At 45.8% G+C, this 26,212-nt stretch carries 25 protein-coding genes and 2 riboswitches; of the genes, 9 read left to right on the top strand and 16 right to left on the bottom strand.

Annotation, left to right across the window (positions count from 1 at the left end):
* Nucleotides 1–222 precede the first annotated feature (222 nt).
* The 5 genes from ACN0W5_RS02515 to ACN0W5_RS02495 are packed head-to-tail and all read right to left on the bottom strand — an operon-like array spanning nt 223 to nt 3,925.
* A complete protein-coding gene (locus ACN0W5_RS02515) occupies nt 223–882 on the bottom strand; it encodes an energy-coupling factor ABC transporter ATP-binding protein (RefSeq protein WP_417452679.1) in 660 nt (219 codons plus the stop codon).
* Entirely contained in the window at nt 882–1,667 is a 786-nt protein-coding gene (gene cbiQ, locus ACN0W5_RS02510) for a cobalt ECF transporter T component CbiQ (protein WP_417452678.1), read from the bottom strand. Before cbiQ ends, ACN0W5_RS02515 begins: the two co-directional genes overlap by 1 nt.
* A gap of 1 nt (nt 1,668) precedes the next feature.
* A complete protein-coding gene (locus tag ACN0W5_RS02505; RefSeq protein ID WP_417452677.1) occupies nt 1,669–2,325 on the bottom strand; it encodes a cobalt ABC transporter permease in 657 nt (218 codons plus the stop codon).
* Nucleotides 2,312–3,109 carry a cobalt transporter CbiM gene (cbiM, locus tag ACN0W5_RS02500; protein WP_299378667.1) on the bottom strand — a complete coding sequence of 266 codons (798 nt, stop codon included), beginning with the start codon at nt 3,107–3,109 and terminating at the stop codon, nt 2,312–2,314. Before cbiM ends, ACN0W5_RS02505 begins: the two co-directional genes overlap by 14 nt.
* A 12-nt stretch (nt 3,110–3,121) precedes the next feature.
* Nucleotides 3,122–3,925, bottom strand: coding sequence for a DUF4198 domain-containing protein (locus tag ACN0W5_RS02495; protein WP_417452676.1), 804 nt, complete (start codon nt 3,923–3,925; stop codon nt 3,122–3,124).
* 198 nt (nt 3,926–4,123) lie between these two features.
* Nucleotides 4,124–4,358, bottom strand: a riboswitch (cobalamin riboswitch).
* Between the two features lie 164 nt (nt 4,359–4,522).
* Between ACN0W5_RS02495 and ACN0W5_RS02490 the strand changes: the two genes are divergently transcribed.
* Both ACN0W5_RS02490 and ACN0W5_RS02485 read left to right on the top strand, forming a co-directional pair.
* On the top strand, nt 4,523–5,083 hold the full coding sequence (locus ACN0W5_RS02490; RefSeq protein ID WP_417452675.1) for a TetR/AcrR family transcriptional regulator: 561 nt from the start codon (nt 4,523–4,525) through the stop codon (nt 5,081–5,083).
* A 77-nt stretch (nt 5,084–5,160) separates the two neighbouring features.
* Nucleotides 5,161–5,398: riboswitch (cobalamin riboswitch) on the top strand.
* 145 nt (nt 5,399–5,543) lie between these two features.
* On the top strand, nt 5,544–6,368 hold the full coding sequence (locus tag ACN0W5_RS02485) for a DUF4198 domain-containing protein (protein ID WP_417452674.1): 825 nt from the start codon (nt 5,544–5,546) through the stop codon (nt 6,366–6,368).
* A 144-nt stretch (nt 6,369–6,512) separates the two neighbouring features.
* Here the strand turns inward: ACN0W5_RS02485 and ACN0W5_RS02480 are convergent, their stop codons facing one another.
* The 4 genes from ACN0W5_RS02480 to ACN0W5_RS02465 form a co-directional block, all read right to left on the bottom strand.
* The gene (locus tag ACN0W5_RS02480; protein ID WP_417452673.1) at nt 6,513–7,037 is read right to left on the bottom strand and encodes a CBS domain-containing protein; all 525 of its coding nucleotides are present in this window, start codon (nt 7,035–7,037) and stop codon (nt 6,513–6,515) included.
* Nucleotides 7,038–7,191: 154 nt separating this feature from the next.
* Nucleotides 7,192–8,094: a MipA/OmpV family protein gene (locus ACN0W5_RS02475; protein WP_417452672.1), complete on the bottom strand. Its 903-nt coding sequence runs from the start codon at nt 8,092–8,094 to the stop codon at nt 7,192–7,194.
* A gap of 86 nt (nt 8,095–8,180) precedes the next feature.
* Entirely contained in the window at nt 8,181–8,753 is a 573-nt protein-coding gene (locus ACN0W5_RS02470; RefSeq protein ID WP_417452671.1) for a hypothetical protein, read from the bottom strand.
* A gap of 149 nt (nt 8,754–8,902) precedes the next feature.
* Nucleotides 8,903–9,808 (bottom strand): LysR family transcriptional regulator, encoded by a 906-nt coding sequence (locus ACN0W5_RS02465; RefSeq protein ID WP_417452670.1) that lies wholly within the window; start codon nt 9,806–9,808, stop codon nt 8,903–8,905.
* 111 nt (nt 9,809–9,919) lie between these two features.
* Between ACN0W5_RS02465 and ACN0W5_RS02460 the strand changes: the two genes are divergently transcribed.
* Nucleotides 9,920–10,825 carry a DMT family transporter gene (locus ACN0W5_RS02460; RefSeq protein ID WP_417452669.1) on the top strand — a complete coding sequence of 302 codons (906 nt, stop codon included), beginning with the start codon at nt 9,920–9,922 and terminating at the stop codon, nt 10,823–10,825.
* 141 nt (nt 10,826–10,966) lie between these two features.
* Nucleotides 10,967–11,665, top strand: a complete 699-nt coding sequence (locus tag ACN0W5_RS02455; protein ID WP_417452668.1) for a GntR family transcriptional regulator — start codon at nt 10,967–10,969, stop codon at nt 11,663–11,665.
* Between the two features lie 15 nt (nt 11,666–11,680).
* Here the strand turns inward: ACN0W5_RS02455 and ACN0W5_RS02450 are convergent, their stop codons facing one another.
* From ACN0W5_RS02450 to ACN0W5_RS02440, 3 genes are all read right to left on the bottom strand, one after another.
* Nucleotides 11,681–13,720, bottom strand: coding sequence for an FAD-dependent oxidoreductase (locus tag ACN0W5_RS02450; RefSeq protein WP_417452667.1), 2,040 nt, complete (start codon nt 13,718–13,720; stop codon nt 11,681–11,683).
* A 134-nt stretch (nt 13,721–13,854) separates the two neighbouring features.
* The gene (locus ACN0W5_RS02445; protein WP_417452666.1) at nt 13,855–15,039 is read right to left on the bottom strand and encodes a mandelate racemase/muconate lactonizing enzyme family protein; all 1,185 of its coding nucleotides are present in this window, start codon (nt 15,037–15,039) and stop codon (nt 13,855–13,857) included.
* 52 nt (nt 15,040–15,091) lie between these two features.
* Nucleotides 15,092–16,687, bottom strand: a complete 1,596-nt coding sequence (locus tag ACN0W5_RS02440; protein WP_417452665.1) for a trimethylamine methyltransferase family protein — start codon at nt 16,685–16,687, stop codon at nt 15,092–15,094.
* 102 nt (nt 16,688–16,789) lie between these two features.
* Here ACN0W5_RS02440 and ACN0W5_RS02435 point away from each other — a divergent pair, with 102 nt between their 5' ends.
* Nucleotides 16,790–17,713, top strand: a complete 924-nt coding sequence (locus ACN0W5_RS02435; RefSeq protein WP_417452664.1) for a LysR substrate-binding domain-containing protein — start codon at nt 16,790–16,792, stop codon at nt 17,711–17,713.
* A gap of 34 nt (nt 17,714–17,747) precedes the next feature.
* Entirely contained in the window at nt 17,748–18,206 is a 459-nt protein-coding gene (locus ACN0W5_RS02430; RefSeq protein ID WP_417452663.1) for a methylglyoxal synthase, read from the top strand.
* A gap of 80 nt (nt 18,207–18,286) precedes the next feature.
* Here the strand turns inward: ACN0W5_RS02430 and ACN0W5_RS02425 are convergent, their stop codons facing one another.
* The 3 genes from ACN0W5_RS02425 to ACN0W5_RS02415 all read right to left on the bottom strand — a co-directional run bounded on the left by ACN0W5_RS02425 (nt 18,287) and on the right by ACN0W5_RS02415 (nt 22,885).
* Complete coding sequence (locus ACN0W5_RS02425; protein ID WP_417452662.1) at nt 18,287–19,780, bottom strand: alkaline phosphatase D family protein; 1,494 nt, start codon at nt 19,778–19,780, stop codon at nt 18,287–18,289.
* A gap of 93 nt (nt 19,781–19,873) precedes the next feature.
* Entirely contained in the window at nt 19,874–21,670 is a 1,797-nt protein-coding gene (locus ACN0W5_RS02420) for a methyl-accepting chemotaxis protein (protein WP_417452661.1), read from the bottom strand.
* 138 nt (nt 21,671–21,808) lie between these two features.
* On the bottom strand, nt 21,809–22,885 hold the full coding sequence (locus ACN0W5_RS02415) for a P1 family peptidase (protein WP_417452660.1): 1,077 nt from the start codon (nt 22,883–22,885) through the stop codon (nt 21,809–21,811).
* Nucleotides 22,886–23,119: 234 nt separating this feature from the next.
* Here ACN0W5_RS02415 and ACN0W5_RS02410 point away from each other — a divergent pair, with 234 nt between their 5' ends.
* Complete coding sequence (locus ACN0W5_RS02410; protein ID WP_417452659.1) at nt 23,120–23,605, top strand: YHS domain-containing (seleno)protein; 486 nt, start codon at nt 23,120–23,122, stop codon at nt 23,603–23,605.
* Nucleotides 23,606–23,680: 75 nt separating this feature from the next.
* On the opposite strand, the gene ACN0W5_RS02405 is transcribed toward ACN0W5_RS02410, so the two are convergent.
* Nucleotides 23,681–23,884 (bottom strand): hypothetical protein, encoded by a 204-nt coding sequence (locus ACN0W5_RS02405; RefSeq protein ID WP_417452658.1) that lies wholly within the window; start codon nt 23,882–23,884, stop codon nt 23,681–23,683.
* A 503-nt stretch (nt 23,885–24,387) separates the two neighbouring features.
* Here ACN0W5_RS02405 and ACN0W5_RS02400 point away from each other — a divergent pair.
* Both ACN0W5_RS02400 and ACN0W5_RS02395 read left to right on the top strand, forming a co-directional pair.
* Complete coding sequence (locus tag ACN0W5_RS02400) at nt 24,388–24,921, top strand: PAS domain-containing protein (protein WP_417452657.1); 534 nt, start codon at nt 24,388–24,390, stop codon at nt 24,919–24,921.
* A gap of 4 nt (nt 24,922–24,925) precedes the next feature.
* On the top strand, nt 24,926–26,077 hold the full coding sequence (locus tag ACN0W5_RS02395; protein ID WP_417452656.1) for a methyl-accepting chemotaxis protein: 1,152 nt from the start codon (nt 24,926–24,928) through the stop codon (nt 26,075–26,077).
* Nucleotides 26,078–26,212 lie beyond the last annotated feature (135 nt).

The following is a 26,212-nucleotide window of genomic DNA, read 5'->3' as shown; positions in this document are numbered from 1 at the left end:
TCTTATCCTACGACATAACTGGTTAAAAGTTAATTATAACTTTGTGCCGCCAACGATTTTTTATTACCCAAAATTTTTACGACGCAAGGTATTATCTCTTAAGTAAAACAACGGAAAAGTCTAGCCGATTCCATCCGTTTTCTAGCCTTAACGCAGAATCTAACAATCAATAATGACAGAGTGTGGGTATATTTATGGCCGTAATTAGCCGAGCTAATAAGATTACGCGGCCTGCTCCATAATAACGCCATCAGACAGTTCGACCTGTCGGGTTGCCACCCTGTTCAGAAAATGGTGGTTGTGCGATACAATGATCATGGCTTGCGGAAGCTCTGTCAGCAACGAAATCAGATGTTGTTTCGTATCCCGATCCAGATCATTTGTCGGCTCATCAAGTAAAAGGACTTCCGGCTCTAACGCCATAACTGTTGCCAAGGCAACAAGCCTTTTTTGGCCACCAGATAATTTATGCGTAATTCTATCGGCCAGATGTTCTAATCTTAAAAGCTCAAGGGTACGTCCGACGATTTCAGCAACTTCTTCGGATGACTTGCCTAAATTCAAGGGGCCAAAAGCTAGGTCTTCGGCAACCGTTGGGCAAAAAAGCTGATCATCAGGATCTTGGAAAACCAATCCGGCACGCACTCGGACGTCACGGAAATCCTTTTCCTGTTGTCGCACAGCCCCAAAAGCATGAATTTCACCGCTATTGGGTGTTTCCAAACCGTTTATCAAGCGAAGAAGGGTACTCTTACCAGCACCATTGCTGCCAGTTAAAGCCACACGATCCCCGGCGTTGAGTTCAAAATCCACGCCCTTGAGAACATCCAATCCACTTGAGTAGGAAAAATGCAGACCACGTAGCGAAATCAGCGACGCCATCAAAAATACTCCACAGCCAACAGGCCTAAAATAACAACAGCCGCACAAACTGAAAAAATACGGTCGCGCGTTTCTATCTTCATATTATTCAAAATATGGAATCGCCCGTCGAAGCCTCGACATTTCATTGCTTCCATAATCCGGTCAGATCTCTCGAGACTTCTAACCAACATCATGCCGATCAAATATCCAATGGAACGCAGTGTATGTATATTCGTCCGGGGAACAAAACCACGGGCTTTCATCGCCATGCGCATGGTTTTGTATTCTTTATAGAAAACATCAATATAGCGCACAGTGAAAAGGAATAGATGGACCAACTTTGCCGGAACTTTAAGACGATAAAGTGCGTGCCCCAGAACCGATGGCTCCATAATTCCCACCAATCCCATCAGGGAAAAGAGTATGGCGTTCGCCTTCAATCCAACCTCTGCCGCACGGTAAAGGCCTTCTTTACTGGCATCCCACCCCCAGACAGAGAAAAGGGCCTCCCCCTCCATTGTAAAGGGGAGTGTCAGCATCAAAACCACAATGAATGAGTCGACAACAATAACCTTTCGGACAGTTGTCCATAACGGCAAACGTGATGACAGAGAAAGCCCTAACCCAACACCAAGAGCAAGGGTCAGAGCACCCAGATCATGCATTGCCGAAATAAGAAAGGCGAGCAGCACACAAGAAACAAGGCGAACACGCGGGTCTAGGCTTTTTAAAAATGCTTCAGATCGGCTCTGATCATTTTTAACGGCCCAAGATTGCGAAACTTCGCCCAGTACCTGTGTCATATTACGCGCCCTTAGCCATATCGTTCTTCTTGGTCTGCCTGCGACCGAGAAGGAAAGATGCTATACCAAAGATTCCAAGGATATAACCACTACCCCCCAGGATATCCTGCATGCGACGTTCTTCTTTGTATTGCGCCAGCTCTTTTCGCAAAGACCGAACTTCTTTCGAGGTTTTTGAGACAAGCTTTTCGAGAGCAACCTGATCAATCACCACAAGATTGCCACCTGTGTCAGAGACAATGGGCTGAGCTGTGATATCATTATCAGAAGAGACAACTTCCTGACTCGATGATGTCTCAGGAACGCTTCTTCCTTCGAGATCATCAGGCAACTCTTCTGCAGTTACAGTGAGTGTAGCAATATGTCCCGCGCTCAAATTCGCACGAAAAATATGGTCGACCTTTTTTGTCGCCGTGAAGACAAAAAATCCTTCTTCGTCCGTTGTTGTCTCACCCAGCTTGTTATCTTCCGAATCAAAAACTTCAACAAGAAGGTTTTTTGCCATATCCCCATTGGAAAACCCAATTTCACCTTCGATGATATTTCCATCAGGATAAGCGGCTGAAATAACTTTGTGTGCCCAAGCATTCGAATAAACGCCGAGCGTAAGAAGAGATGCGAGCAAAAATGCTGCAAATTTTAATTTACCGTACAGCATTGATCAGCTCCGGTTTAACCTTTGTAATTAATTGAATAGTCGCGGCTGTTAAGATGCCTTCCACTGCCATTACAGGGAAGTGTGCGACGATGACAAACTCGGCAGCTTTCGCGAATTCATCTCCAGATAAGGCGAGGGAAATCGCAACCATAATCGCCGTAAAAAAGATGGATAGAGATCCGCCCAGAAACCCCCAGAAACCAGCAACAGAAAGAATTTTCCGGCGGTAAAGGATGTATCCGTAAATCATCACCACAGCAAAAAGTGCCAAAGAGATACTATTTACTGAAACACGCCATGTTGCCCCTTCGACCTGATAGGTTTCGTAAAGAGAAACACTGGCCCAGATAGATAAGACAAAGAAGATAGCAAACAACGCATCAGCCACAAGTTTGGCCAAATTTTGTTGTTGAGCAGTAATACCCCACCGACAGATAAAGAAAACCATCACAGCGGGAAAAGCAATATTTACTGCATTGACGCCCAGTACTGTCAGCCCCCCAAAACCAAAGAAAACAGCTTGTAATAACAAGGCAACAACAAGTGCGGGGAAAGCTGCCCATCCCAGAATAATGCCCAACAGGCCGTTCAAGATTAGATGAACTGAGGAAAAACCGAGCGGGACGTGAATCAAAGAGACTACGAAAAAGACAGCCGATAATACCCCGACACGGGGCAAATCTTCCGGTTCCAGCTTTTTCAAACTATAGGCCACACCAGCGGCGGCAATAACGCCACCGCCGATGAGAACTGGATTTGATAAGGCACCATCAACGATGTGCATCGTTATTTATCCTTAATCAATATCTCGGGCTTGAATCCAAATCACAGCATCCTGAGAAAGCTCTTTACCTTCGTGCTCTTTATCCGGCCCAACGCCAAGAGCTGCAAAGCCCCAGAATCCCTCTTCGGGAATACCGAAAGTAAAAGTACCAGACGCATCCGCTAAAATTGCGTGTGCAGGTGACGAAATCCGGGCTTCACTGGCAAAGCGATTATTTTCAGGATCTGCAGGATAGTTGAGATACTCAACTTCAATCTCAGCAAATGGAACTGGTTTTCCCTCGGATAAAACAACCCCGGAAAATGTCCCCCCCTCAATAACGTTATAAGGCTTTGTCAGGGGGCGGATTTCAGTTTTCAATTCCTGAGGTTCAGCCCAGTCAGTTGGAAGATCACCAACGTTCACATACGATTTTGTAATTTGTTGAATAAATATATCTTCACTTGCTTCGTAAAAAGGTGCTGGGTTTAAGACAAAAACGTTGTCGCCAAGACCGCGTAACTTCACAGAAGCTTCATAGGCTTTTCCTGTATTTTCGCTACTGGTCCACTCGATAACTTTCAAGCTATCCATCAGGTCTTTCTTTTTGCCTTTACGAATAACGTAAAACTCTTCTGGTGTTCCCATTTCCATTACATGGCCTGATTCAGCAGGGTGTGTGAATGGCATTTTTAATGTTATTTCTCCCCCCTTTTCAAGCATAGTCTCTGGCGTATAAACCAATTGGAAGTGTGCTTGCGCACCAGACATAAAAGTTGCTAGCCCGCCAAAAACGACACTACAAACAACGGTTCCACAAAGAAGTACTTTTTTCATCGCGTTCAAAAATCCCCTACCTTCAATGCAATCCATTGAAGACAACGTTCCTAAAATAAGCTGATTGGAATCCGAGAAAGACATCAGACATCTCGTCAAAGCATAAACAGGCATCCCTACTTAAGCTTATTCCAGCAGCTTGGCTCAAAGGCACGCCACAAACGGATGTCCGTCACCAATGGTGCTCCCCGCCCTTTGGTCTAGTGACATTATGCCGGCAGGTCTCCTGGCTCACGGATCGTTGCTCAATCACCAAACCTTCCCGGCACAAAAACCTTTCGGCCATACCAGTGGTTATTCTTGGTAAGAACTCACCGTTTACAGTTGCGGGGGCAGCCACGGTTCAAGACCCCCTGATGGGTAGATCCCTCCGTGTTCCCTTTTAATCCCCGGACGACTTCATCCATGGGGAACCATGCATGGCGCGAGTTTATGCGGAGAACAAAAATCCTGCAAGTCCAAGATTCCAAAAGGTTGAAACGACCTATATAATTTCAAAATAATTTTCGTGTAATTTTTGAAGGTTATTTACTTGGCATTTCATGGCGGCCAGCATACTTATGAGTATGTCTTTGAATGAGTTCAATGAGAGTACAAATGATGCCCAGTGGCCAAAACTGGCTTAATGCCGCGATGGAAACCCTATCAAAAGAAGGTTTTCAAGCACTTACGATACCGCGCTTATGCCAGAAACTACGTCTGACCAAAGGCAGCTTTTACCATCACTTCAAAAGCTTCTCTGCCTTCAAACAGGACTTGCTAGCCTTTTGGGAAAAGGACTACACACAAGATATATTTGACGAAATAAGAGATGTAGAAGATCCCGAAGCCCAATATGAAATGCTTTTTAACCTCGCGTTTGAAAAAGACCTTGCTGTTGATCTTGCCGTTCGCGCATGGGCACAGGCAGATGATCAGGTCAAAGAAGTTGTCTCAAAGGTTGATGAAATTCGGATCAATTTATTAACAGAAATGTATCAAAAATCCTCTAACCTATCCCAAGAGACCGCGCGTAATTACGCCGTGATTGATTACACAGGATACATCGGATTCTACAGCCTGTTTCCCGACGCGCCAGATAGCTGGGCACGTGATCTCGCTTCTATTCAAACAAGAGCACTTCTTTCGGACAGTAAAATGACTGGCGGAAAAATTTAAGCTTAAATAATTCAAGATAGAAGAATTTCATTTGTGATCACTATGTACAATTAAATTGATCTGTCCTCTTGAAAAAGACACACTGCCTCGGAATCGGTTTTTCGGGTGAAAATTTGATCCGGAAATAATAGGGAACACGGAAGGATCTACCCATCAGGGGATCTTGAACCGTGGCTGCCCCCGCAACTGTAAACGACTTAAAGCTTGTTATTACCACTGGTACTTTCCAGAATTTTTAATTTCTGGAACGCATCGGGAAGGGACAATGCTCTTACGTTGTAAGCCAGGAGACCTGCCGATTTAACGTCACCTGTCTGATGAACGGGGTGTTCATTAGGGCGGTTTTCCGTCGAGTGACGTGCCTGTCGATACTGGCAAGGCGCGGTTCTAAGCTGATCATGGGATCAGTGTCTAAACTCGCACTGCCATTGTCATAACTTTTTTAGACAAGGCGCGTATCATGCTTTTGCAAATGAAACATAAAAAAATCTCACAATCATCGTGGGCTTTCCTCTTAACTATTTTCTTAACAATATTTTCTTCTCAACAGGCCTCAGCACATTTCATAGAGCTTATCCCTTCATCTTCCCTAATAACTAAAAGTGCTGAGAGTGACTTTTCATTCGATATCCGGTTCACCCATCCGATGGAAGGGACACCACTGATGGAAATGGAACAGCCAGATTTATTTGGAGTTCAAGTCGCGGGGGAAAAGTACGATTTAACAGCAGCCCTTCAATCCACAACGATCGAGGGAAAACTTAACCCTGCAAATGCGACATCCTATGTTGCAAACCACAAAATAAAACGTGCCGGGGACTATAGTTTCTACCTCGTCCCCAAACCCTATTGGGAACCAGAAGAACAAGCCATGATTATCCACTACACAAAAGTAGTGGTAAACGCCTATGGCTTGGAAAACGGCTGGGAAGATCCCATTGGATTGCCCGTCGAAATTATTCCATTGAGCAGACCTTATGGCCTATGGACAAATAATTTGTTTACAGGGCAAGTGCTCAACAATGGGCAGCCTGAACCACATGCGACGATCGAGATTGAATATCGAGGAGAAGGACAGGTCGCTATCCCAGCGACGCCTTTTATCACCCAAGTTGTACGGGCCGACAAAAATGGTGTTTTTCACTATGCAATGCCAAAAGCCGGGTGGTGGGGATTTGCTGCTCTTCTGGATAACGGAAAAACATTACCAGCACCCGATGGTACAGAAGCACAGGTAGAAGAAGGCGGGTTGATTTGGGTACATACCCAAGACATGCCGCAATAGAAATTCCAAGATCCGGAATTATTGCCAGAAGAAATAACCTCAAGATAAAACAGGTTATAAAACAACAAAGCGGTGGGCTCAATTTCAGAGTCCGCCGCTTATTCACAAAAGATTATCCTGTCACCTATTGAATACGGTACAGGCTTAGCCTGACATATAGGCCATCATCTGTTTATTCTCATACTCTAATTCCAAAAGACGTTTACGCACCACATCACCGATTGAGATCATCCCACACAACTTGCCTTCTGAAACAACCGGCATATGACGGAAGCGACCATCAGTCATTTTTTGCATGACATCATGTACTCTTGCATCTGGCGCACAACAAATAGGATTAGCCGTCATAATCGTATCAATTTTGTCGGCAAAAAGGTCTTTCCCTTTTTGCCCGATCCCGACCACAACATCGCGTTCAGACACAATACCGACAGGACGATTGTCATCATCAGCAACAACCAAAGCCCCGATCTTAAAAGAATTGAGCATATCAATGACTTCTTGAACGGTATGCTTCGTCGTAATCGTGTGAATGTCCCCGCCTTTATCCGCAAGAATGTCTTTAACCGCACCACCGGAAGCTCCCCCAGAAGATCCTCCCGCTTGGCCAGAACCAGAACCGCTATCATTTTGATAAGTTGCGGCGCTGAAATCACCGGAAAATAGCATTTATAATCCTCCTCGTGTTCTGCTGTATTTTGAGTATAGCACAAGAATATTAGGACAGAACTTTTGTTTCTAAAAAGTTCCCGGAAGACTTAATCATAAAGGCTCCCGGGACAGTTGGCGGATTGGAAAAGCCTGGCAGAACACTTAACGCGTGTTAAAAACTATACGTAATCGCAAGACCACCAAAGAATTGGTTTTCACTTTCGACAAAAGGACTATCAGCAGCATCCCCCAACAAACGCGCATAACCTAACGACCCGTTCATTGCCCAGTTTTCGTCAAAGCTATACGTTGCCCCCAAGTTAAAGCCGACATCCTTTAAACCTGCATCAGCATCATGTTGGTTATACTTGCTTCTGGAAGCTTGCTTGCTATTCACGCCAAAATAAGACTGCATATAATCTTCTGATGCCCAACTAACAGACGGGCCCGCTGAAATCCAAAGGCGTTCATCAAGAAAACTATGTCGATATTCAGCATTCAGGCTGGCAAGAAGACCTTTGTCTTCTCCGCTTAGATCCTGGGTTATGTCTAAACCCAATGCGTACATTCCCAAATCAAGTTCAGCAAAAGCAGTCCCCACGAGACCAGCTTCGACATCACCTAGCCCCTTCAGGGCCGAATTATCGCCCTCATCTCTCCCCCAGTCATAGTTCAGGGAAACGCCCCCTGAAAAATGTTCTGACCGCAGGAATGTCGCCCCAATACCGCGATCAAGCGAAATGAAGAGCGTATCATCTAACCAAGAGGCTTCGAGTATAGGCATCGCCCCCACACCATATTCATCAGAGCCTTCATAGTCAGGCCCAAACCCGACCCCTGCACCAATAGAAAAATCCCAGTCACTTAGCGCGGCATCAACAAAGTCACTAGACTTGTCACTGCCTGCCGCAACTTGATCATCAGCCACAGCCGATGATGCAAGATTGAAAAAAATAAATGACGCGAAAGATACAAACTTAATCAGTTTGCTTGGGCGAATATCAATCAACTTACCATCTTCACCTTCTGAAACAGATAAAGATATATAAGAAAATACAGAACGGCACTTAAACATGAGTCCCTCATTAAACAACGAAAATATACCGTGCTTATAAGAGAGCTTTCTGACAGAGGCCTGACCGCTGAAATTTAAAAGTTGTTTTAGGTTAACGCCAATTCTGTGCCGAAAATGTCATTGAAATAATATTCAGGAAAAATCGTTTCATCGGGTTTTACACTCCTCAGCGGCACAGGCCCAACCCTTTCAAAAAGACGTTGAATATCGTGTACTGACAAGCCACCCCAAGATGGTTGCAGCGCTTGGCATATTGAATCTTCCAATTGCTTATAAATAGCTTTGATAAACATTTTTTGATTAGATGATGTTTTCAGAGTATGTAAACTCGGCATTTGCCAATGAACCCGCAAAGCACCCAAAGGCCCCAAAACAGGCTGATTTTCATCTGGCGCGCTAATACTGATGACAAGGTCAATATCCGGGGCCCCATCTTCCATAAATAACTTATGAGTTTTTGAGAAAAGCCCTGCTGTGTCATATCCCTTGGCTTTGAGAAGCTGCTCGACCATCGGTATCATTTGACCATTCGGTTCCATTCCAGCACTAAAAGACCGAACACGGCCACCCCCAAAGTCCCGCAAAAGCGTTTCCCCGATCAGACTTCTCGCTGAATTCTCTGTGCTTAAAAAAAGAACATGAACTGGTTTTTGCACCATTATTAATAGCCCTTGTGATCAACTATGTGTTTGGTCGCCAAAATTGATTATCAAGCGTTAATAGACAAACAATTGATAGGGCGGGGAAATATCAATCACATGAAAAATAAATGACCCATTTATGAATTTCATCAAAATGTGTACGACAGTTAGTGTGACGTCTGTATTATCCTGAAAATTGTCAATAGCTCGTTCATCACAGATCTGATAGCAGGTACAAAACGTAAATCACCGTGTACGATTAAATGAAGGTTCGAAATCAACCCAGGAATATCCGGTGTTAATCTTTTCAGTTGAGGATCATGGTCTCCCGCGGCAGAAGGCAATAATCCAACGCCCAAGTTCTCTCGTAGAACCATTTGCATCATCATCGCATTACTAATTCGAATAGTCGGCACAACCGTTTGAAGCGTTGATCGCATCCATGTCGCATCCGGTTGATAACTGTGTTCTTCGTCCCATCCGATCCAAGGTAAATTTTTCTGTCCAAGCCAATCCTCTAGATCACTCCCTTGCGATAAGGGGGCGATGTCACTGTTCTTTGATGTAAAAACAGCAAACGGCATATCGCTTAATTTTTGTGTGAAAAGGTTTCCCTGTTTGGGCTTACAAAAACGGATTACCAAATCGGCTTCTCGTCGCGACAGACTTGCCTCTACATGCGTAGTAATCAATTCAAGCTCAATTCTAGGCAAGGCTTTTCTTATCCGATGAACATATTTGGCCAGTAACATTCCCGTCTGTTCATTCATCGAGACTCTGACCGTTCCAACAGAATCTGCTGCCAAAAGTGTGCTTTGACGATCCAACGTTTCAGCCGCTTCAGCCATGGGAAAGGCCTTTGAAGCCAGCATCACACCGGCTTCCGTTGGGGATAGTCCTTCTGACAATCTCTCGAAGAGGCGATTCTTCAGTCCATTTTCCAACGATTTTATTCTGCGCCCGACGGTTGGTTGGCTCATGCCTAACTCTCGTGCTGCTGCAGAAAAAGATCTCCTTTCATAGACTGAAAGAAAAACCCTGATATCATCCCAATCATATGGCGACTTAAACATTTACGCCCCTATTCATTTACGCATATCAAAATTACATTTTTTTTCATATCATACATTAATGAATAGACCTATTTATAGAAATACGGCCAACTAACGATCTACAGGCAGAAAATGTTTGCGTACACAGAGCAGAATAAAACAAATTTTCAGGCAATGTTCGCCGTATTGTTTGCCGCCTTTCTTTTCTCGGCCATGTTTACGCTGCCCAAAGGTTCAGGCACAGATCTACCTTGGTTCCAGATTGTTTTTATCCGCTATACAGGTGGGCTGATTTTTCTGCTCCCTACCGTATGGCGATGGCACTACAAAGGAAACAGCCTAAAAAGCAGTTTGGGGTTTCTCCATATTGGACGTTCAATTGCTGGTATTGGTTCCGTAGCTTGCGTAGTCATTGCCGCATCCCTGATCCCACTTGCAGATGTCATAACCATCAGCTTTTCTAACGGAGCCATCGTCCTTATTTTAGCAGGCATTATTCTAGGTGAACGTGTTCTACCTCGTCACTGGGCGTCAATTATCATTACCATTTTTGGGGCAAGTCTTGTTGCATCTAATAGTTCTAACGGTGGTCAAAGTGCCTTTTTTAGTCCTGCAGCTCTCATTGCACTCCTTGCCGCTTGCTGCATGGCCATTGAAATCATCGTCATCAAATTCGTCAGTGAAAGAGAAGCCATTCCTGTAACTTTGCTATACGTGAACGGACTGGCTAGCCTCTTGTTACTCATTCCTACTTTGACTTGGGGACAGTGGCATGGTCTGGAAAATTGGTGGCCCGTTCTTTTAATGGGACCCATTGCCATTTTGGGGCAAACCCTCAACCTATTTGCTTTTAGAAAAGCGAATGTGGTTTTGCTAACGCCGCTAACATATAGCTCAATACTTTTCTCTGCGCTTTTGGGATTCTTTCTCTTTGGCGAAAGTCTTAGCTGGTCCACAGGAATCGGTGCTGCCATTATCATTACAGGCTGTTTGATTGGAATGGGTATCTATCGAAAAAAAGTGCCTCAATCCCCCTAAAGTTCTCATGTTGAAATTTTTAAGCATTACCTTCTTGGGGCTTGACTATTACATGGGCTAAAGTAGCTCCAGCTTTGTCTTCCGTGTATGAACGGCAAAGTTCTCTGCATATCACCAACGATAAGGCCAGATAAGCCCCTTATGATCAGCGATCACAGTGCCCTAAAAAGTATCGTCTCTCGCTTTACTGACGAGCAGGTATCAACCCCTGTCTTTGTTGCTAACGTTCTGCGCGAAGCAATTATCTCTGGTACCCTTCCACCACACAGCCTTGTCCGACAAGATACAGCCGCAGATGCAATGGGTGTCAGTAAAATTCCAGTCCGAGAAGCACTCCGAACATTGGAAGGTGAAAACCTTATCAGCTTTGAGCGAAACAGAGGGGCACGGGTCCTTCCCGGTTCAATTCGGGAAATGATTGAAATTTTTGAACTTAGAAAAGTAATCGAACCACATCTTCTACAGCTCTCGATCCCAAACCTCACGAATGAAGATTTATCGGACGCGCAAAATCTGATCACCCGTGAAGCCCAATCAACGAACCAAAAAGAGTTGGGCGAACTTAACCGTCAGTTTCACGAAATCATTCTATCCGGGGCCAAAGAAACTATCGGGTACAAATTCCAAGCCATTCTTTTTACCACATCCGAACGCTATTTGAGATTAAGCTTAAAAGAGCCGTCCTCTCAAACGCGCAGTAATGCAGAGCATCAACTCCTGATCTCAGCCTGTAGTGCACGCGATGGAGACAAAGCAAAAGAGCTTCTCGTAAAACATCTAGAATCAGCTCAGAATGTTATTCACGAGAAGCTCAAACAGGATAAGTCTGTAGATCCCTAATTTAAGGAACGGTTTTTATAAATCTTTTGCAAGCCTAAGCGCGTCGTAGATTGCCGCGTGGGTATTTCGGGCGGCAACGGCATCTCCAATTCTGAAAAGCTGAAACTTACCATCAGCATTCGTGGTAATTCTTTGTGGGTGCCCATCAACAAAGGCTTTGTGATCCAATTCACCAAGATTCAAAGACATCGGTTTGAGATCAAAATAGATTTCATCCATCGGAATCGTACCGTGATTGATCACAATCTGATCGTAGCTTTTTTCTTTGATCAGATCACTATAATCAGTGCCAATTTTAGCCCGGAGTCGATTTCCATCCCGCTCAACATCTTTCAGTCGATAGGTAACAGTAAAGGTCACATCTTTTTCCTGTATTGAACGCATGTAAGGAACCAAATTCATAGCCATGACATCAGGGGCAAAACTACGGTCCGGCGTCATAATCTCGACCTTTGCACCTGTATTTGCAATAATTTCAGCGGCCTGCAGCCCGGCATGATCCCCCGCGTCGTCGTAAACCAGAACGTCCTGACCCGGTTTGACATCACCAGCAATGATATCCCAGCTGGAAGCCACCAACTCATTGCCATTTTCCAAAACTTCAGTGTGGGGCAAGCCACCCGTTGCAATAATAACGACATCCGGATTTTCCGCCTCAATATCAGCAGCTTCTGCCCAGGTATTAAACCGAAACTCAACGCCCCGCGCAGTACACTGTGCCATACGCCAATCAATGATCAAAATCATCTCGGCCCGCCGTTGGCTTTGCGCAGATAAACGAATTTGCCCCCCCGGTTCCGGGGCTGCTTCGAAGACAACAACGTCATGCCCGCGTTCAGAAGATACTCGCGCGGCTTCCAGCCCGGCAGGTCCAGCCCCAACAATGACAACTTTACGTTTCTCGTCCGCGGCAGGAATGTCGTGCGGCATTGTCAGCTCTCGCCCCGTTGCCGCATTGTGTATGCACAAGGCATCACCCCCCTGATAAATGCGATCCAGACAATAAGTTGCGCCAACACAAGGACGGATATCGTCTTCACGCCCCGCCATAATTTTTCTCACAATATGCGGATCAGCCATGTGCGCCCTGGTCATACCGACCATATCCAGAAGCCCTTCGGCAACCGCATAACGCGCTGTCGCAACATCGGGAATACGGGCTGCATGAAAGGTTGGCATGCCTGTGGTTTTTTTCACTTCTCCGGCGAAATCCAGATGAGGCGCAGATTTCATTCCCTGCACAGGGATAACATCTGTTAAACCGGGATCTGTATCAATATGCCCACGAATGACGTTGAGAAAATCGACCATTCCAGAACGCTGTAAACGCTTTGAAATTTCAATGCCATCTGCAGCAGAAATTCCATCCTTGTCCGCTTCATCGGCAGTATAACGAATACCAACAATAAACTTGTCACCAACACGCTTTCGAATAGCTTCAAGCACATTTAACGAAAACCGCATTCTGTTTTCCAGCGACCCGCCATACTCACCATCCAATGTGTTGGTTCGCGGCGACCAGAACTGATCCATCAAATGCCCATAGGCTTCCAGTTCAATACCATCCAGCCCAGCAGCTTTCATGCGCTCCGCCGCATCGGCATAATCCTCAATAATTCGAAGAATATCCCAGTCTTCCATCTGCTTCGGGAAAGCACGATGCGACGCTTCGCGGTGGTGTGACGGCGAGACGGCAGGTAACCAGTCCCCTTTGTTCCAGCCTGTTCTACGCCCCAGGTGGGTCAACTGGATCATCACGGCACACCCATGTTCATGACATGCATCCGTAACTTTCTTCATCCAAGGCACAACCTCGTCCTTGTAGGCCAACACATTATTGAACACTGGGGGGCTATCACGGGATACGGCGGCAGACCCCGCAGTCATGGTCATACCAACCCCAGCTTTTGCCCGCTCTTCATGATAGGCACGGTAACGGTCCTTGGGCATCCCGTCTTCGGGGTAAGCGGGTTCATGGCTTGTGGTCATGATCCGGTTCTTGATTGTCAAATGCTTCAGTTTATAGGGTTGCAACAAAGGATCATTACTGGCCATTTATCTCTCCTGTTTATTCTTGTCTCCGGTCAGTTTCTTTATCTGGCTCTTTGCCTGTTTATCTGTCCGAGGTTTTCATCAATGTTATACTAAAGCTAAAACTCGATAGAAGATTTTATACCGAGCACAGCTGGTTAATTAAGGGGCAACTGACGGAATAATCCGGGGTTAGCAGGATCGTTGAAATGACTCATAGGTCCATGCTCAACAAAATGATTATGCCAGCATTTCATGGCCTCTGGATCCAGCTCGACCCCCAAACCACATCCTTCCGGTACCGCTATGGTATTATTTGTCTGACGGAAGGGACCGTTTTTAATGACATCGCCAATTTGCCAACGGAACAAAGATTGCGAGGGCTCCGTAATCCATGGTGTTGCAGCAACAACATGTAAATAGGCCGCGGTCATAATGCCGAGGTCATTTGAGTAGCACCAAAAACCTTTGCCCATTGCTTCGCAGGCTGCAATGAACTTCATTGTTTTCCCAATGCCACCAAGCGCAGCAAAATTACAGACAAAATAATCCGGGACGCCAAGGGCCACAGCCCGCCGTAAATCAGGAACATGCGTGGAAAAGGGAATGATCGAGTGTTTCCGCAGTTCGGCCATTTCTTCAAAGGTCGCAACCGGGTCTTCGTAATTTCGAATGTTATACGGCTCTAGTTCTCTCAGAACCCAACGTGCCGTTGTTAAAGACCACTGCATATTTGAATCAAGACGCAACATGGCATCAGCCCCAAGGACCTCACGCAACAAACGGACGGTTCTGATTTCTAGCTCGGGGTCTCCCAAAATAAGCTTACCCTCGAAATAGCTCGAACCGTGTTCCTCTTTCATTCTCAAGCAATAATCAACAATGGCCTCGGGGGTCATCTCCCCACCTGCACCGTTGTTTTTGGGTCGAAAAGCAAAGTATTCGGTGAAGGGAATTTCCTTTCTAACGGCGCCACCCAGTAGTTTATAGAGCGGCATGTTCATCACTTTGCCCCGGATATCCCAGAGTGCGAGTTCCAATGCGCCAAAGGCTATTGAAATAGCATTTTCACCTGTGTTTACCGTGATCTGCCACGGCGGCACACAACGCGCTTCACAGTTAGCAATATCCAATGGATCAGCACCGATAAGAGCAGGGGTAATTTCTTCCTTGATAACCTCACCAAAATGCCACCAGGGCGCTTCCCCCAACCCAACAACACCTTCGTCGGTAAAAACTTCGATGATGGATTTGGATGCGCCGGGGTAAAGCCCCGCTGTCCACCAGAAAGGTGCATCAAAGGGTACATTTACATGAGTGATTTTAATATCCGTAATTTTCATGATTTAGGCCTCACCAATCTTCTTAACCCTTATCTAACGAACAAAGACGGTTCTAATACCAAGCATCTTTCGTTTCAGTTTTCCGTCGATTCATAAAATTAAGCAGGGCTTCGTCTGTATCTGCGGCCAAATGCGGTGCTTGATAATCTGCCAATATCTTTTTCCATCTGCGATTAGCACGGATCATGGCGTCATCCCCGCCCTGCTCGCTCCAGCTTTCGAAAGGCTGATCATCATTAAGTTCGCTATCCCAGTATGCCGTTTCATAATGAGAAAGCGTATGCGCCGTACCAAACATATGTTGTCCCGGCCCACCTTCACGCAAAGAAGAGATTCCCAAAGTATCGTCATTGATTTCAAGGCCTTTGAGATAAGCGTGTAATGCCCCGCAAAGATCGGTGTCCATAATGAACTTCTCATAAGACATTGAAAGCAAACCATCCAGAAATCCTGCGGAATGCAAAACATAATTCACGCCACCTTGCACTGCGGACATCATCGACATCATGGCTTGAACCATCCCCTGACCATCCGGTACTTTTGACGTCGCAAAATTGCCTGCACAACGCAGGGGTAGTTTTAATCGCCGCGCCAACTGTCCCATAACCAAACTCCCCAACGCAGGTTCAGGCGTTCCAAAAGTCGGGCTGCCAGACCGGAGAGACATGGACGACAAAAACGATGCCAGAATGGCGGGCGCACCCGGCCTGACAAGCTGGGTCAAGGCGCAGCCAACCATGGATTCAGCCAAGCCTTGCGCAACAGCCCCCGGCATTGTTACCGGGCAAACCGCACCGCCAAGCAAGAAAGGCAAGTGGATAGAGCCTTGCCCTGCCGCAGCGTAAGCACGAATGCCCTGGGTAGAAATACCGTCCCAAACCAAGGGTGAAGTAGAATTAAAGTTCCCCATGATCACACAGTTCTTATCAACAAACTCGGAGCCAAAAAGAATGCGACACATTTCAATGCTATCTTCTGCACGCTCAGGGGCCGTGATAGACCCCAGAAACGGGCGATCTGAATAACGGATATGGGCGTAAACCATATCCAGATGACGCTTGTTAACCGGAATATCCGTCGGCTCACAAATTGTTCCGCCGGAATGGTGCAGCCATGGACTAGATTGCGCCAACTTTACAAAGTTTTCGAAATCATCAAGAGTTCCATAACGGCGTCCCTTATCCATATCCATCACAAAGGGCGAGCCATAGGCCGGGGCGAAAACCATAGCATCCCCGCCGATTTCAACAGATTGCGCAGGATTTCTTGCGTGCTGTGTAAAACGCTCAGGCGCTGTCTTAAGAAGTTCCCGAATCATTCCCGATTCGAATTTGATATTCCAGGCTTCCGCAGAAATATCTGTAACCTGCCCGCCAGCTTTTCGAAATAGTTCCACAGTCTCAGGGTCTTCACGGAACTCAATACCTATCTCTGCCAGAATGGTATCAGCAGCTTTCTCAATCTTGATCAGGTTTTCTTCGTCAAGAAGATCATAAGTTGGAATGTTACGTTTTATAAAAGGAGTCTGCAGGTGTAAATTTTGTCCTGCCCCATCCATACGACTTGCTTGTCTCGCTGCACGACCACGATTTCGGGCTCTTCCCACCCGATGTTCATTACTATCTACACGATCAACCGACTGTTCCATTGCCTTACTTTCTTACGAGAATAATAGGAATAGGCATATGCTATACTTATGCAATATAGTTGTGACTGGCTAAAAATCTTATTCTTAGGCTAAGTTTAATTTATGCGAAAATTAAAATCACTTATCCAATCCCCAGCATCCCTCTTCTCTTTTGAAGCGGCGGGCAGACATTTATCCTTCGCCCGAGCAGCAGAAGAACTTAACGTTAGTCAGGCGGCAATAAGCTACGCCATCAAACAGCTAGAAAGTGCGTTGAATGTGCAGCTCTTTTACCGAGGACATCGTTCCGTTGAACTGACAAATGCGGGTAAACGCTTTCACAACGACGTCACCATGGGGCTTGGTCATATACACCGTTCTGCCGAAGAACTCTCTCGCTCGGATAGCGAAGGCAGCATAACGCTTTCTTGCTCTACAGCCTTTGCCAACTATTGGATCGTACCAAGGTTGGGGACTCTCCGAGCTAAGAACCCAGAGATTGATCTCCGATTGCAAACGACCGACAAGGATATAGACCCAGCAATAGAAGGAATTCCACTGGGCATACGACGCGGCATAGGCAACTGGCCCGGTCATGATGCCATTCAGATCGCCAGTGAAGAAGTCTATCCGGTTGCCAGCCCCCGATATCTTGCCGAGAACGGTCACCCAAAAGACGCCATTGAGCTTTCAAAACGACGACTTATCTATCTGGAAGAACCCTACCGGGATCGGCCAAACTGGCATAACTGGTTTCAAGCCAAGGACTTGGTCTGGAAAGATTATGGCGAAGGATTACGCCTGAACGATTATGCCCTTGTTATCCAAGCTGCGTTGGCCGGCGGTGGTGTTGCCCTTGGCTGGTGGCATCTGGTCGATCATTTGGTTGAACATGGTCTTTTGGTAAAGCTGGATGACAAACCAGTCCATTTTGGTGGGGATTTTTGGGTTTTATGGCCAAACCACAAACCATTAAGCCCCCAGGCAGAGCGTGTACGAGATTGGCTGATATCTTCACAAAATTCCTTGGACAATGGCCTCTATTAACGCGATATTATGCCGACCCAACAAGGAGATAATAATGTCCAGCAGTTCTGCTAATAGTCCCAAACGTACGATTGCAATGGTTGCCCATGACCGCATGAAGCCTGTGCTTCTGGAATGGGCCGACGAAAATCAAGAACAGCTAAAAGAGTTTCGCATTGTTGCCACCGGAACCACCGGCCGTCTGTTGGCTGAAAACCTCCCAGAACATGATATAACCGCGTTCAAAAGCGGGCCGCTTGGTGGTGACCTACAAATTGGTGCACTTATTTCAAACGATGAACTGGACGCTCTGTTCTTTCTCGTCGACCCTATGACGCCCCAACCACATGATGTTGACGTCAAAGCTTTGATCAGAATCTCAACTCTCTATGAAACACCTGTGGCCTGTAACCGGACAACAGCAGATTTCATCCTTCGCGGTATTACGGAAAAGGGCTACCAGAAACGTCCAGCACACCCCATGATCGAAGAATACGTCACACGCATTGTGTAAGGCTGACTGTATCCATTAGATTTTTGAGCCCGAAATTTCCTGAGTCCGGATTTTCCTGAATAGGGAATTTCGGGCTGATATCACTCAATCGCGTGGATTACCTTAGTAACAGGTGTGTCCAGACCTTCGACATACCAATTTGCCCACAAGCGATTTTCCCTATCCGGCTCTAAACTCAGGAAATTTCGGGCGAGTATATATTTTTTCCGCTGGGTTGGTAATTCCATCATTCGTGCTGTAATGCCCTGTTCAATCGGCTCGACTTCATCACTCAATTGCGTCAACAACCACCCCATTAGTTTGGGCGGCGCAGGATGAACAATTCCAGACGCGGTGAGCTGATTGATAACCTTTGATCGACCATGTGCAGGTGCGCCGCGTTCGCTTTCGATTACCCCCAGACAGGCAACGTGAACATCGCCGGACAGAATGGTCACGCGGCAGGATTTATCTGACATAAGTCCAAGTAATCTATGGATCATCCGCAAGCGTTCAGCCCGATGATTTGGGCTCTGCCAATGATCCCTTAAATCGTCTTCAAGTTCCTGTTCACCGGGCAGCCAACCCATCAAATTTTCTATAGATCCAAAGTCTGCGTGAACAACAGGCACTGGCGATACAAAAAGCAGATGCTTTGGTCCGCCCTCATTGACTGGCAGCAAATCGTCTAGATGATGCCAAATCAAATCCCAACTTTCCCGGGAAAGTACTTGTTTTTGTGTTCTTTCCGTCCGCGTATCCAGTGATAAAACGAGATAATTCCCAACCCTTAGGGCTGTTGAAAACCCCTTGGTCGGTAAAGCAGATGGATGTTTTTCATCTTCTGGTATCGAAAGCTGCTGCTGGAACAGAGCAAAATATTTCCGCGCTATGTTAAAAATTCCCTGATAGACCTCACACTCCTGATCTTCGGCGGCATAGGACCCCCAACCATCGAAGATGTCATGGTCATCCCACATCATGATCGTAGGGATAGAGGCAAGCGCTTCAGCCACAACGGGTTGTTTCCAGCGCTGGCAATAAAGGTCAAAATAAAAGCGATCAACCTGATCCCGCATCAGACTTGTAAACTTGCGTTCCCGTCGCTTGCTACGCGGTAGCTCAACCCACTTTTTAATCTCGGAACACCGTTCCCATATTTCATCTGCATAGACCTGATCCCCGCCCATAATCATCAAATTATAAGGCATTATCCTGTGCTGGAAGAGCAAAGCCTTCCACATCGCATTTTTGTCATCCACTTTTTTGATTTCACTCGGGGCAGAAAAGCCATTACAGGAAAGAAAAGTCATTTGGGGATCAGTGTCCCGGCCCGGAACATTGAATATCCAAAAATCAAACCCAAGGAAATACTTCACCCCTACGGCTTCTTTTTCACGTGCCACACGGACATCAAATCGCGACGCAATAAAACCTTTGGTTTGATATAAAGTTGAACGAGAGATACATTCCCCTTTTTCCAACCTGAAGGTCAAGTCAGAGGTTGGTGTCTTTGACACAACCAATATAGATAGATCCCAAAAGTCCTCTTCCGTCGCTCTCAGATTCAAAATCGGTCCCAATTTGAGATCCATGATATCGCTCCCTAAATTTCATATTTATTTAGAGAGGATATATGACGGCGAGGAACCATTCTACATTAAGTTGAATTCATCATCTGCAAATCCCTAAACAGGCGATGACGCAGCATTTAAAATCAGCCTTAGATCATTTTGCATATGGCCCAACGCTGACTTAATCATATCAGATGTTTTCATCAACTTATCAGTTGCATCACCTGTGGTTCGCGACGCATCCCGCATGGCTGCTGTACTTCCAGAAACCTTGTTCGCATTTTCTACAGAATCTTTCACAAAACGGGCAATCCCGGTAGATGCATTTGACTGAGCTTCAAACAGCTGCACCAGACCACGCATTGATTGATCCACCTGATTGATACGCCCTTCGATGGTGGTAATACCTTTCGCTGCCTGTTCAGATACATCCCGGATAGATTTCACCCTGACCGCAATGGCATCTGTAGCTTGTGAGGTTTCCGCAGACAGCTTTTTTACTTCTTCAGCAACAACAGCAAAACCAGCCCCAGCAACCCCGGCCCGAGAAGCTTCAATGGTTGCGTTCAAAGCCAGTAAATGCGTTTGACCAGCAATTTTCTGAATCATCTCAATAATTTCTTCCACCTGATTAGCCGTTTCGTACAGGTCCTCAACAGTAGAATGTGCCTCTTTGGTATCTTTCGTAGCCAAAGACGTCAGCTTAATCTGCTGATCAACGGCTTCTGACATTTCTGAGCTACATGAAACAAGATCTTCTGAGAGTTCTCTGATTTCGCCGGCCATTTTGGCATTAATGTCTGCCAACTCAATCGTCTCACCAGCCTGTTGGTTGGTATTGGTTGCAAAATTTTGTAGCTGATCAGACATGATCGCTAAATCATCCGCATGCAAGGTGACGCTTTTCACACTGGAATTCATGCCACTTTCAAGCTGAGATGCCACAGTAACAAGCCTGTCTTCGACAGCTTTTTGATTGCGTAAACGCTCTCTCTCGTTTTCTTCTCGCAAGACAGCAGCTTCATCCCTTGCCTGCTGGAAACGTTCGACCCCGCGAGCAAGAGAACCTATTTCATCAATACGTCTTGCTTCCCGTAACTGAACATTTCCACCATCCGCAACTTCACGCGCTGCGGCCTGTAACCGGACCAATGATCGTGTCACCAGACTACGATTTATACCAAAGATTACACCAAGGATGAGCACAACAGCCACACCGCCAAGGCTGATTGAAATTATAAGAGCCAGATCCGCAAAGGCCTTCACCTCTTCATCCTTTTCACGAATGACATCAACATGTTGAAGTATTGCGATACGTTTTTGTTCTGCTTCTAACGTCGCGTCAGCCAGTATGCCTTTGAGAGACAAAACTTTTTGCCCTAAAGCATCATCACCAGAATTTTCACGGGAAATCCTTCCCACTTCTCGCTCAATGTCTGGAAGAACAAGTTTATCAAAACGAAATTCCTTTACCTTGTCCTGATACTTCCCGCCTGCAAACACACCAAGAGATACCGAAGGTTTCCCCGATCCCTCATCGAGCACAAAAAAACCATTTTTGGACAGGTCCCTGCGCTGGTTTCTTTTTTTATAACGGGCCTTTATACCGTTCCGGCCATCATGAATGATTACACTTGCCCCTTGAGAAAGAGCCCAATTCTCTATTTCTTTAGAGGCATTAACTTCAAGGTGGGTCCCGATAGAAAGATACCGTGTTTGCAGATCAGTAATTTCTGCCCGCAACATTTGATTCATTTCCCGCAAAAGCTGGGTCCGGGCTTCTTCTTTTTGCATCATATTTTTCATCAGAAGCTCAAACCCAAAGAGCAGCCCCGCCATAAGGGGGACCAATACTGTTATCAACGCAAAAATCAGTTTGATATCAATTCGGGATTTAATAGCGGTAATCATAACACTCTCACAATGTAATCAAAAAATTTGCTTTTTCATCGTGAGAACCGATATCAATTAATAATGACAGTTTTACTGATTTTTGATGACCTTATTTCGATAAATATCCTTTTTAACCATATACTTAAGAAACAGACGTTATCTTAACATATCTACCACACGCTCTAATGGAAGCTCATGTACCACACGCCCTTTATATCCATGTGTCGTTACCGCCATACAAAGTGAATTTACGATGGCTTCTTCGGTGGCTTCAACCACACCATGGAAAAGAGGATTGATATCCTTCTCAGGCACAATTTTTAAGTGCTCATGCATTCCCTCTTCGCGCAACCGCAGGATATTCCCTGTGGAGAAAGCAATCGTATAATCACCACTTCCATTATGACCAAATCCACCTGTACGCCCAAGTCCCAAGGTTGCCCTACGGGCCAGTCGGTCACACTGTTTCGATGACAAAGGCGCGTCGGTCGCAACAATAATGATAATTGATCCATCTTCTACATGAGGAACCCGTTTTCGATCTGGCACAGGTACTTCTTCCTCCGTAATCTGCGCCCCAACAGGAACGCCATTGATACGAAAATCTTTACGGTCTCCATAATTGGCCTGTACCAACACGCCAACGGTATAGGTTTCCCCCAGAACACTCACCTGTCGAGAAGACGTTCCAATCCCCGCTTTGAAATCGTGGCAAACCATTCCTGTTCCCCCGCCGACACAGCCCTCTTTCACCGGACCAGCCTGCGTATCCTTCATCGCTTGGGCGACATGCTCTGTCGTCAACGCAAAAGCATTCGGGTCACTCAACCAACCATCCCAGGTTTCAGCAACAATAGGATGCGTCCCACTATGCGTATCCTTGTCATCACAAAGTTGATTGATACCCCGATGAACAGCCCCCACGCCATAATAGGACGTCAAAAGAATTGGTGATGACAGTTGGCCTGCTTCTTCCAACCAACCACGGCCCGTCATTTCACCATAGCCGTTAAAAACACTTGATCCGGCAAAGACACCATGACTCCAGAGTTTATTTTTTCCCAACGGAAGAATTGCGGTAACACCTGTACGAAGCACCAATGGCGTATCGTCTTGTACTGTTGCGTGCCCAACCTCGATGCCCGGCACATCCGTGATTGCATTCCAAGGACCAATTGGCAATGCGCCAACTTTTATCCCGAGTTCCCGAAGCCGTGTTCTTTTGGAAGTCATTCGAAATCTTTCTGCTAAATCCTAATCCGGGGACATTAAATCAAGTCTGGCCAGACTGTACAAAGACGAACCTGATTAAATTCTCTTTTCCGTTAAATAGCTCACCAAATAAACCGGCAAAAAAAATGTCCGAGTAGCTGCCCACAGCTCAAAAACCACAATCTCAACAGAATGTGATATGCACTTTATCTTCTTGCTGCTTATCTTGTTAGGCAAAGATTAAAGGAGAGAAGAATGACCTACTCGCGTTCTATGAACAGACGTCACTTTACAAAGCTCGCAGCTATTGGAATTGCGAGTAGCTGGGCAACTGTCCCAACGACCTCATTCGCTGCACAAGACCCTGTTTACACCAGCTTTATTTCTTCCCTTGCTATCAATGGCTATGACCCCGTTGCCTACTTTAAAGCAGGCAAGCCAGTTGAAGGTTCTAAAGATCACAAAACAGAGTGGATGGGGGCAACTTGGTATTTTTCGAGTAAGGAAAATCTGGAAAGCTTCGTTGCAACGCCAGAAGCCTTTGCGCCTCAGTATGGTGGTTATTGTGCATGGGCCGTGGCACAAGGAGATACAGCTTCGACAGATCCCTTTGCCTGGAAAATAGTCGATAATAAACTCTATCTAAACTATAGCAAAGATATTCAAAAAAGATGGGAAAAGGATGTCCCGGGAAATATCCATAAGGGCGATAATAACTGGCCAAAAGTCCTTAACGACTAAACCGTATTTCAAGCCGGATCACAAAGCGAACCACTTCGGTTTTACTGAATAGGATGGCACTGAGCGATCCAATGCTTAATCCTCAGCCAAATCAAGAACATGGTAATCAAACGCCAATCTGTCGGCGCTGAAGTACTTGGTGATGTTGGCTACATAATCCACAGTTTCACGTCCGATAACTTTACGGGTAACTTGCTCAACATTTGAAACCCACTTATTAGGGTTTAAGCCATCTTTTCCCGCTTGTTTACGTATATGCTGAACTTTATTGGAGGGCAACGCCCTCCAATAAAAAGCGACAGGTTTATAAATAAATACGGTCGGCCATTTTTTTGGGAAGTTTTCTTTTGCAGGGGCTGAAGGAACTCTTCCTTTAAATCGTATTCAAATCCACGCGGCTTACCATCAGCTATAAATAATTCACCGGGCAGTAACTAACCAGAACACAAGTTGTTCGCTTTTCGGCAAAGACATCAAGATCCCCATCATAACATTCACCTGATTCAATCAAAAGACTTGGTGTAGCTGATGCTCCTCCCTATAAAACAGGGCGAGCATAATGAGAAAACGCATAACATTAAGATAAAACAATATCTTACATGCATCTTTTGCAGAAAAAATAATATGAAATTTCATCTTCTTTTTCATAAAAAATTAACATGTGCAGTACCAAAACCTAAGTGCGTTAAACCAGGAAATTTGAACGTACCGAATCGTTCATTTTAGTGCTCGCTGTACGACTGGATCTTACTCTATTTTTACCACCCCTTGCCGAGGTCCAAATGAAGAATTTACCCATTACAAACAAGGAACGTTTTTTTGCCGACAATGACTTAATCGTCAGCAAAACTGACCTGAAAGGTCGTATCACCTATGCTAATCAAACTTTTTTAGCCATTGCCGATTACAAGGAACAGGAAGTACTCGGTCAACCTCACAGCCTGATCCGCCACCCCGATATGCCGCGATCAGTTTTCAAGCTCCTGTGGGATACCCTTCAGAATGGGCAAGAGATTTTCGCTTACGTCAAAAACAGAGCCAAAAACGGTGATCATTACTGGGTCATTGCTCACGTTACGCCCAGCAGAAATGCCCAAGGAAAAATTACAGGATATCATTCCAACCGACGGGTACCGGATAGATCTATTTTAGATAAAATAATTATCCCCCTATACCAGGAACTTCTAACAATCGAACAAAGGTCAGATCGAAAGACCGGGTTAGAAAATTCCTATAAAAAACTAGCCAGTGTTTTACAAGATCAAGGACTGGCTTATGACGAATTTATAGCAAATATCATGCGGAAAGCGGGGTAACGGTATGTTTGGAAAGTGTTCAGACAAAGAGTTGCAACAAATATTAGATGTTTGCACCGCCGTTTCCAACGGTGATTTTGAAGCAAGAATTACCAACATAAAATCAAAAGGTAAGACCGCCGAAGTTATGAACGCGATTAATCTTATGATTGACCGCACCGATGCTTTTATGCGCGAAGCTACCGCCTCGTTGGAATACGCCAGTCACAATAAATACTATCGACGCATTGCCGAAAAAGGCATGGTCGGGTCCTTCGGCGTTGCCAGCCGAACAATTAACGAAGCCATGGATTCAATGGAGAACAAGGTCACCACTTTCTCTGATATTATTGATCAATTCCAAAACTCTATGGGATCAATTGTATCCACGGTCTCCTCTGCTTCGACAGAGCTCAATGCCACATCAGAAACAATGACCAGTACGGCCAGCCAAACGAGTGAACAGGCCACAGTGGTTGCTGCTGCTGCCGAAGAAGCATCCGTTAACGTTCAGACAGTTGCCTCGGCCGCTGATCAGCTATCTGGTGCTATCAATGAAATCAACCAGCAGGTTCTGCAATCCTCTGGCGTATCTATTGAGGCCGTCAAAGAAGCACAGGCAACTGCCACCATGATTTCTACGCTATCGGATTCATCACAAAAAATTGGTGAAGTGATGCACCTGATCAAAGATATTGCCGAGCAAACCAACCTTCTTGCCCTCAACGCAACCATCGAAGCTGCACGTGCCGGTGAAGCAGGCAAAGGCTTCGCCGTCGTCGCATCAGAGGTTAAGAACCTCGCCAATCAATCAGCCAAAGCAACCGAAGAAATCGCACAGCAAATTTCAGGTGTACAGGATGCCACCAACAATGCCGTCGCTGCCGTTGATAAAATCAAATCGGTTATTGAGCAAATTAACCAAAGCTTCACCGCCATTTCCGCCGCCATCGAAGAACAGGGCGCCGCGACACGAGAAATCGCCCGCAACGTCGATGAAGCTTCAGCCGGAACCACCGAAGTAACCAGCAATATCCAAAAGGTAACTCAAGGCGCTGTTGAGACAGGTAATGCATCGAAAGATGTATTAACGGCCTCTGCAGAACTTTCCAAACAGGGCGAAGTCCTCAATACCGAAGTGAACAGCTTCCTTTCCTCAGTTCGGGCCGTTATCTAGCAACCGATCAAGGCTGTTACAGCGAAGACTTTTATATTTTAACCCTCGTACAGTTCGGCTATTCTGCTTAGCAGTCTTAACATACCGTCGGTACGGGGGGTAACTTTGTCCGCCCCTAATGGCTAAAGATACGAT

The sequence above is a fragment of the Kiloniella sp. genome, from assembly GCF_048270245.1.
Lineage (GTDB): Bacteria > Pseudomonadota > Alphaproteobacteria > Kiloniellales > Kiloniellaceae > Kiloniella.
This window is presented reverse-complemented; position numbering and strand designations above follow the sequence as displayed.

Excerpts from the sequence above, each read along its gene's own strand:
- ACN0W5_RS02435 (WP_417452664.1), top strand. The coding sequence starts at position 16,790 with ATGCGAAAATTAAAATCACTTATCCAATCCCCAGCATCCCTCTTCTCT.
- ACN0W5_RS02515 (WP_417452679.1), bottom strand. The coding sequence starts at position 882 with ATGGCGTCGCTGATTTCGCTACGTGGTCTGCATTTTTCCTACTCAAGT.
- ACN0W5_RS02505 (WP_417452677.1), bottom strand. The coding sequence starts at position 2,325 with ATGCTGTACGGTAAATTAAAATTTGCAGCATTTTTGCTCGCATCTCTT.
- cbiM (WP_299378667.1), bottom strand. The coding sequence starts at position 3,109 with ATGCACATCGTTGATGGTGCCTTATCAAATCCAGTTCTCATCGGCGGT.
- ACN0W5_RS02415 (WP_417452660.1), bottom strand. The coding sequence starts at position 22,885 with ATGACTTCCAAAAGAACACGGCTTCGGGAACTCGGGATAAAAGTTGGC.
- ACN0W5_RS02440 (WP_417452665.1), bottom strand. The coding sequence starts at position 16,687 with ATGGAACAGTCGGTTGATCGTGTAGATAGTAATGAACATCGGGTGGGA.
- ACN0W5_RS02400 (WP_417452657.1), top strand. The coding sequence starts at position 24,388 with ATGAAGAATTTACCCATTACAAACAAGGAACGTTTTTTTGCCGACAAT.
- ACN0W5_RS02480 (WP_417452673.1), bottom strand. The coding sequence starts at position 7,037 with ATGCTATTTTCCGGTGATTTCAGCGCCGCAACTTATCAAAATGATAGC.
- cbiQ (WP_417452678.1), bottom strand. The coding sequence starts at position 1,667 with ATGACACAGGTACTGGGCGAAGTTTCGCAATCTTGGGCCGTTAAAAAT.
- ACN0W5_RS02430 (WP_417452663.1), top strand. The coding sequence starts at position 17,748 with ATGTCCAGCAGTTCTGCTAATAGTCCCAAACGTACGATTGCAATGGTT.
- ACN0W5_RS02490 (WP_417452675.1), top strand. The coding sequence starts at position 4,523 with ATGATGCCCAGTGGCCAAAACTGGCTTAATGCCGCGATGGAAACCCTA.
- ACN0W5_RS02485 (WP_417452674.1), top strand. The coding sequence starts at position 5,544 with ATGCTTTTGCAAATGAAACATAAAAAAATCTCACAATCATCGTGGGCT.
- ACN0W5_RS02495 (WP_417452676.1), bottom strand. The coding sequence starts at position 3,925 with ATGAAAAAAGTACTTCTTTGTGGAACCGTTGTTTGTAGTGTCGTTTTT.
- ACN0W5_RS02460 (WP_417452669.1), top strand. The coding sequence starts at position 9,920 with ATGTTTGCGTACACAGAGCAGAATAAAACAAATTTTCAGGCAATGTTC.
- ACN0W5_RS02425 (WP_417452662.1), bottom strand. The coding sequence starts at position 19,780 with ATGGATCTCAAATTGGGACCGATTTTGAATCTGAGAGCGACGGAAGAG.
- ACN0W5_RS02465 (WP_417452670.1), bottom strand. The coding sequence starts at position 9,808 with ATGTTTAAGTCGCCATATGATTGGGATGATATCAGGGTTTTTCTTTCA.
- ACN0W5_RS02410 (WP_417452659.1), top strand. The coding sequence starts at position 23,120 with ATGACCTACTCGCGTTCTATGAACAGACGTCACTTTACAAAGCTCGCA.
- ACN0W5_RS02470 (WP_417452671.1), bottom strand. The coding sequence starts at position 8,753 with ATGGTGCAAAAACCAGTTCATGTTCTTTTTTTAAGCACAGAGAATTCA.
- ACN0W5_RS02455 (WP_417452668.1), top strand. The coding sequence starts at position 10,967 with ATGATCAGCGATCACAGTGCCCTAAAAAGTATCGTCTCTCGCTTTACT.
- ACN0W5_RS02445 (WP_417452666.1), bottom strand. The coding sequence starts at position 15,039 with ATGAAAATTACGGATATTAAAATCACTCATGTAAATGTACCCTTTGAT.
- ACN0W5_RS02420 (WP_417452661.1), bottom strand. The coding sequence starts at position 21,670 with ATGATTACCGCTATTAAATCCCGAATTGATATCAAACTGATTTTTGCG.
- ACN0W5_RS02450 (WP_417452667.1), bottom strand. The coding sequence starts at position 13,720 with ATGGCCAGTAATGATCCTTTGTTGCAACCCTATAAACTGAAGCATTTG.
- ACN0W5_RS02475 (WP_417452672.1), bottom strand. The coding sequence starts at position 8,094 with ATGTTTAAGTGCCGTTCTGTATTTTCTTATATATCTTTATCTGTTTCA.
- ACN0W5_RS02395 (WP_417452656.1), top strand. The coding sequence starts at position 24,926 with ATGTTTGGAAAGTGTTCAGACAAAGAGTTGCAACAAATATTAGATGTT.